We start from the raw sequence: 5368 nt of genomic DNA, 5'->3' as shown, positions 1-5368 counted from the left end.
CGCCGAGGCCACGCCGGCCCCGCCCGCGCCGGTCCCCCCGGTCGCCTCGCCGCGGCGTCCGACGCTCGACGACCACGACGATTTCTCGGCCATCGAAAGTTGGGCCGTGCCGAGGTAACGAACGGCTTGCCCTGGGCGACCGTCCCATCGTGGGTGGGAGGTCCGGAAACGAGGGGCAACGATGGCCAATACCCGCTACCTGACGACCGCTGTCGAGGACGAGGTGCGCAACCGCCTGTCCGAGACGCACCAGGTCGCGTTCCACAAGAGAACGCTGCGACTGCAGACCGGTGGCGATCACGAGTTCGACGCGGTGTCCGACAACGGCCGCATCGTGGCGTCGGTGAAGACGGCGTCCGGGCGGACGTCCGGCGGCGGGCACCCGGCCGGCACGGTGGTGAACTGCATCGCCGAGCTGTACTTCCTGACGCAGGTGCGCGCCAGACGTCGACTGCTCGTGCTGACCTCGCCTGAGTTCCACACGATCTTCATGCGCGCGGTGCAGGGCAAGATCGCCGCCGGCATCGAGATCGTGCACATCCCGCTGCCCGCCGAGCTCCAGGCACGGCTCTCGGCGGTACAGCAGGTCGCGAACGACGAGGTACAGCCGGTCCTCGATCCGGCGGAGCTGCGGGTCCTGAACGGCCACTAGGTCAGAACGCGCTGCCGTCGAGCAGGCGGGCCAGGCGCCCGGCGATGTCCTCCCAGCGCCAGTGCCGGGACACCCACCGGCGGCCCGCCTCGCCCATCTCGCTCGCCGCGACCGGGCTCTCGAGCAGGCTCGCCACCGAGTCCGTGAGCTGGGCGAGGTCACGGCCGTCCACGACGTTGCCGGTCACGCCGTCCAGCACGGTCTCCGGCGCGCCGCCGGACCGGCCGGCCACCACCGGCAGGCCGGACGCGGACGCCTCCAGGTACACGATGCCCAGGCCCTCGACGTCGAGCCCGCGGCCGTGCGTGCGGCAGGGCATGGCGAACACGTCACCGGCGACGTAGTGCGCGGGGAGCTCCTCCCACGGCACCCGGCCGGTCATGATCACGTGCTCCGCGACGCCGAGCTGCTCGGCCATCGCGCGCAGGCGGTCTGCGTACGGGCCGCCCCCCACGAGGAGCAACGCCGCCTCCGGGACCCGCGCGCGGATCTGGGGCAGCGCCTTGATCAACATGTCCTGGCCCTTGCGCGGCCATAATCGCGACACGCACACCGCGGTCGGCCGGTCACCGAGGCCGTAGCGGGCGCGGATCTCCTTGCGTGCGGCGGAGTTCGGCTGGAACTGCTCGGTGTCCACACCCGACGGCAGGTACTCCAGCGCCGCGTTCGGGCCGAACGCGGACGCGAACCGCGAGCGGGTGTACTTCGACACGAACGTGACCACGTCGGTCGTCGTGCCGATGCGGCGCAGCGCCTGCCGGGCGCCGGGCAGCATCGACCAGCCGACCTCGTGCCCGTGCGTGCTGGCGATGACCCGCTGTGCCCCGGCGGCGCGCAGCTGAGGCGCGAGCAGGGCCAGCGGGGCGGCGGCGCCGAACCAGACGGTGTCGCACTGCTCGGCGCGCAGGATCTCGCGGGCGCGCCGGGCGACCGCCGGCGTCGGCAGCATCAGCCCGTTCTCGTGGCGGATCACCGGGAAGGGCTGCTCGGCGTCGAACTCCGGGTGCGAGCCGCTGCTGTGCTGCCACGACGGCGCGTAGACGACCAGGTCCTGGTCAGGCAGCCGGCTGGCGAGCGCGTGCAGGTAAGACTGGATCCCGCCGGGCCGCGGCGGGAAGTCGTTGGTCACCACCAAGGTCCGAGGCACCGGCAAACCCTACTTGAGGGCATCACGCAGGTAGTCCTGCCAGTCGCTCACGAGCCGCGCCCGGTCCATGCCGAGCACGTCGCGCAGCAGGTCGTCGGTCCGCCGGGCGGACGCGGGGCCGACCGCGGCGAGCTTGCGGTACAGCTCGACCAGGGTGTCCTCGCCGTACCGGTCCGCGACGAACCGGGCCAGCGTCCAGCTCTGCTGGTAGGCCTGGTCCAGTTCGGAGCCGCTGGCCCGGAAGGCCCGGTCCTCCGGCAGCGAAGTGGGCAGGCCGTCCTCGCGGACCTGCCTGGCCAGGTCGGGCGCGCCCTCCTCCAGCGTCACGTCGCTATCGCGGTAGCCCACGTAGTCCGCGAAGCCCTCCAGCAACCAGATCGGCGAGCCGTCGACGGTGTCCGCGCGGGCCGCGAGGTGGGTGATCTCGTGACGCAGCACGACCCGCAACGAGGGGATCGACAGCGCGCGCACGCCGTCCGGGCTCAGCACGACCCGCTGGCCGGTGACCGTGCGGCTGGCGTTGTCGACCCGGTCGGCGACGGCGACCGCGACCACCGACTGGACCGGGAAGTTCGGCCCGACCAGCTCCTTCATCTCACCGACCGAGTCCGGCAGCATCAGCACGACCCGCCGCGACCACGACGTCGGCCAGACGTCGCCGACCGCCCGCACCGACGGGTCCAGCTCGCGGACCAGCCGCTCGACCATCTGGTCGTTGCCGGGATGGCTCAGCACGATGCCGTGCCGGGTGGCGGTCACCTGGCACGGCGCGAAGTCCCACGGCCCGCGCCAGGTGCGCCTGCCGAGCTTCTCGAGGGCCTTGTCGGAGCGCAGGTACCAGGCGCCGTCGTGGCGGGCGAACAGGTAGCCCATCGCGCGGCTGGTGGCCGTGACGTCCCCGCCCCGCAGGGCGTAGCGCAGGTCCACGGCGGGGGCCCACAGCTCGTCGGCGCGGGCGGCGTCCTCGTCGGGCAGGTCGTCGACGTCGACCGTGTCGTCCGGGCGCAGCTCGTAGGTCCAGGCCGAGAACGGCACGTTCGCGAGGTTCTGGAACAGCCGCTGCTGGTTGTAGCGGAACACCTTGTCCGCGGCCGGGTCGATGGTGGCGAGGAAGGCCTTCTCGTCGCGGTCGCGGATGGCGGCGGCGCGCCGGTCCAGCAGGTCGGAGACGGCCTCGGTGCGGGACTTGTCGGCCTCGTCGACGGGCGGCGCCGGGGTGGCCGCGCCGAGGGGCTGGCCGGGCCCGGGGGCCGGGGGGAAGGCGTCCTGACCCGGAACGGCCACCAGCGCCACGGCGCCGAGGGCCGCCGCGGCCAGCGCCGCGCCCAGCCACGCCCGCAGGCTCGCCCGTCGAGTCACAGACAGATGCTAGAGGCAGACACGAAACGGGGCCGGTGCGCCACGGCACCGGCCCCGATTTCGTGCGATCTTGGCTGTCTCAGCCCGCGATGCGCTTGGCACCGAGGTAGTCGCTGCCGGCGCCGTAGGGGGCGTCGTCGGTCTTCACCGGGACACCCGAGGTGGAGGCGTGCACGAGCATCCCGTCGCCGATGTACATGGCCACGTGGTGGATCGTGTCCGCGCTGGTGCCGTAGAACAGCAGGTCACCGGCCTGGAACTCACCCTCCGAGACCGACTTGCCCATCGTGAACTGCACGCGGCTGGAGTGTGGCAGCTCGATGCCGGCCGCCCGGTAGGCGAACATCGTCAGGCCGGAGCAGTCGAACTCGTTGGGGCCCTCGGCACCGTAGATGTAGGTCTTGCCGCGCTGCTGCATCGCGACCTCGGCCGCGGTGCCGCCGGCACCGGGCGGGCCGAGGTAGACGCTGTTGTCCACGTCGCCGGCGAGACTCGCCTGGTCCGAGCCGCTCAGGTTGTTGTACGCGGTCTCGACCTTCTCGATCTGCGCGTCGAGCGCGTTCCGAGACTTCGTGACCTTGGCGAGCAGCTGCTTGGCCGCGGTGGTCGCGTCCTTGGCGCTCTTCTGCGCCGCGGCGGCCTTGGCCTGAGCGTCGGCGGCCATGTTGACCGCACCGGTGAGCTTGGACAGCGCTTCCTCGTTGTCCGAGGCCAGCACGCCCAGGGCCGCGGCACGCTCGAGGAAGTCGTCCGCGGACGACCCGGTGAGCAGGGCCGAGACCTTGTTGAACCGCGCGCCCTGGAAGGACGCGCTGGTCAGCACGTCGACCTTGCCGCGGAACGCCTCCTCGGCGGTAGCGGCCTGCGCCATCGCCGCCTTGGCGTCCTTGAGGTCGGCGGTCGCCTTGCTCAGTTGGGCCCGCTTCTTGTCCAGGTCGGTCCGGGCAGCGAGGAGGTCCTCGTTCACCTGCTCGGCCTTGCCGGTCAGCTTCTCGTACTGGGCCATTGCTTCCGACGCCGTGTCGGGCGGCGGCTGTTGCTGCGCGGGTGGAAGCGCGAAAGCAGGGGATGGGGAGACACTCACCACGGCCACAGCGGCCGTGACGCTGGCTACAACCCGAAATGCGCGCTTCATTCGATGCGACGCCACGTTCGCGCGGGTCTCCTTCGGTGTCGGACCGCCGTGGGTCGAAGGCACGTGTTCGGACCGTGAGCTACCGCAACAGCGGTTGCAACGATCGATGCCCTCGCCCCGCCGTGGGGGACTCCGGCCCAGACCTTCCCGACAAAGGCTGGCTCGGCGGCGATCCCGCGTAGCAACCCCGGGGTGGGCCGCGGTGGGCCGCGAGATCTCGGACAGGTTACGAAAAGAGCGTCCGTGCGTCTACCAGCAGTCCCGAAAAAAGTTCTCCAAACCCCCGTTGACACCAATGGAGCAGCGCCAACTCCCCGCTGTGATCACGACAACACCGCAGCTCACCCGGTACGGGGAGACCGGTCTGTCCGTTTGGCGACAGAAAACGACCGCTTACCGACGAGTACCGGTCGCCGCGCGTGGCGGGCCGGTTACGCGGACTTGTCGATGTGTTCGAGGCGTAGTCGCGGGACTATGCCCGCCCTCCCAAGTGCGTCGATGGCGCGTTGCTCGGAGGCGTCCAGCTCCACACTCGGCGGCGCGCCCAGCAGCACGCTGACCACGCAGTCGCCACAGGCGAGCCCGCGCACCACGCAGCTGTCGCAGTCGATGACCATGCCCTGCTCCTTGCGGTTCGTGTTCCTCATGGCCAGAACGCTAGGTAAGGGGTCTGACATTTTTCGTGCCTCAGCCGGTGAACTCCCAGTGCCAGGGCTCCTCCCGGCCCTGTCCCGACGCCGCCCACGGCGGGTTCGACCAGCCGAAACGGGGTGCGTTGGCGGCCATCCAGGCGTACTGCGCGGTGCCGAAGGACTGCAGACCGCCGCACAGGTCGACGGCCAGCCCCCAGCCGTGGTTGCTCGTGCCGGGGACGGCCGCGAGCGCCGGTTTGACGCCGTAGAGCCGGGCCTGCGCGGCGAAGGTCCGGTAGGAGTCGGAGACGCACACCGGCCCGCCGAACGTGGCCGCGTAGGCCCTGTTCAGCGCGCCGAAGGCGGCGGCGGCGTCGCAGCGCAGCGCGTGCCCGCCGACCCCGGCCGCGCAGAGCGCGGTGCGCGGGATGAAGCCGTTCGGG

The 5368-nt window shown here is 71.5% G+C and carries 6 protein-coding genes; 1 reads left to right on the top strand and 5 read right to left on the bottom strand.

The features are described from left to right. Positions 1–181 precede the first annotated feature (181 nt). Positions 182–652 (top strand): hypothetical protein, encoded by a 471-nt coding sequence (locus ACRDSK_RS31510; protein ID WP_431445041.1) that lies wholly within the window; start codon positions 182–184, stop codon positions 650–652. Between the two features lies 1 nt (position 653). Here the strand turns inward: ACRDSK_RS31510 and ACRDSK_RS31505 are convergent, their stop codons facing one another. The 5 genes from ACRDSK_RS31505 to ACRDSK_RS31485 all read right to left on the bottom strand — a co-directional run. Then, complete coding sequence (locus ACRDSK_RS31505) at positions 654–1799, bottom strand: glycosyltransferase family 4 protein (protein ID WP_431445040.1); 1146 nt, start codon at positions 1797–1799, stop codon at positions 654–656. A 9-nt stretch (positions 1800–1808) separates the two neighbouring features. Next, a complete protein-coding gene (locus tag ACRDSK_RS31500) occupies positions 1809–3158 on the bottom strand; it encodes a basic secretory protein-like protein (protein ID WP_431445038.1) in 1350 nt (449 codons plus the stop codon). A 79-nt stretch (positions 3159–3237) separates the two neighbouring features. Next, positions 3238–4164 carry an NlpC/P60 family protein gene (locus ACRDSK_RS31495; RefSeq protein ID WP_431445036.1) on the bottom strand — a complete coding sequence of 309 codons (927 nt, stop codon included), beginning with the start codon at positions 4162–4164 and terminating at the stop codon, positions 3238–3240. A 560-nt stretch (positions 4165–4724) separates the two neighbouring features. Next, a complete protein-coding gene (locus tag ACRDSK_RS31490; RefSeq protein ID WP_431445035.1) occupies positions 4725–4940 on the bottom strand; it encodes a hypothetical protein in 216 nt (71 codons plus the stop codon). 40 nt (positions 4941–4980) lie between these two features. Further along, positions 4981–5368, bottom strand: a 388-nt coding sequence (locus ACRDSK_RS31485) for a M15 family metallopeptidase (RefSeq protein ID WP_431445034.1), incomplete at its 5' end; no start/stop codon positions are given.

This window comes from Actinophytocola sp. (assembly GCF_050699915.1).
Taxonomy (GTDB): Bacteria; Actinomycetota; Actinomycetes; order Mycobacteriales; family Pseudonocardiaceae; genus Actinophytocola.
The sequence above is the reverse complement of the archived record's forward strand: the minus strand, read 5'-3'. Positions and strand labels throughout refer to the sequence as shown.

Coding starts and splice junctions, on each gene's coding strand:
- ACRDSK_RS31495 (WP_431445036.1), bottom strand. CDS start 4,164: ATGGCCCAGTACGAGAAGCTGACCGGCAAGGCCGAGCAGGTGAACGAG.
- ACRDSK_RS31510 (WP_431445041.1), top strand. CDS start 182: ATGGCCAATACCCGCTACCTGACGACCGCTGTCGAGGACGAGGTGCGC.
- ACRDSK_RS31490 (WP_431445035.1), bottom strand. CDS start 4,940: ATGAGGAACACGAACCGCAAGGAGCAGGGCATGGTCATCGACTGCGAC.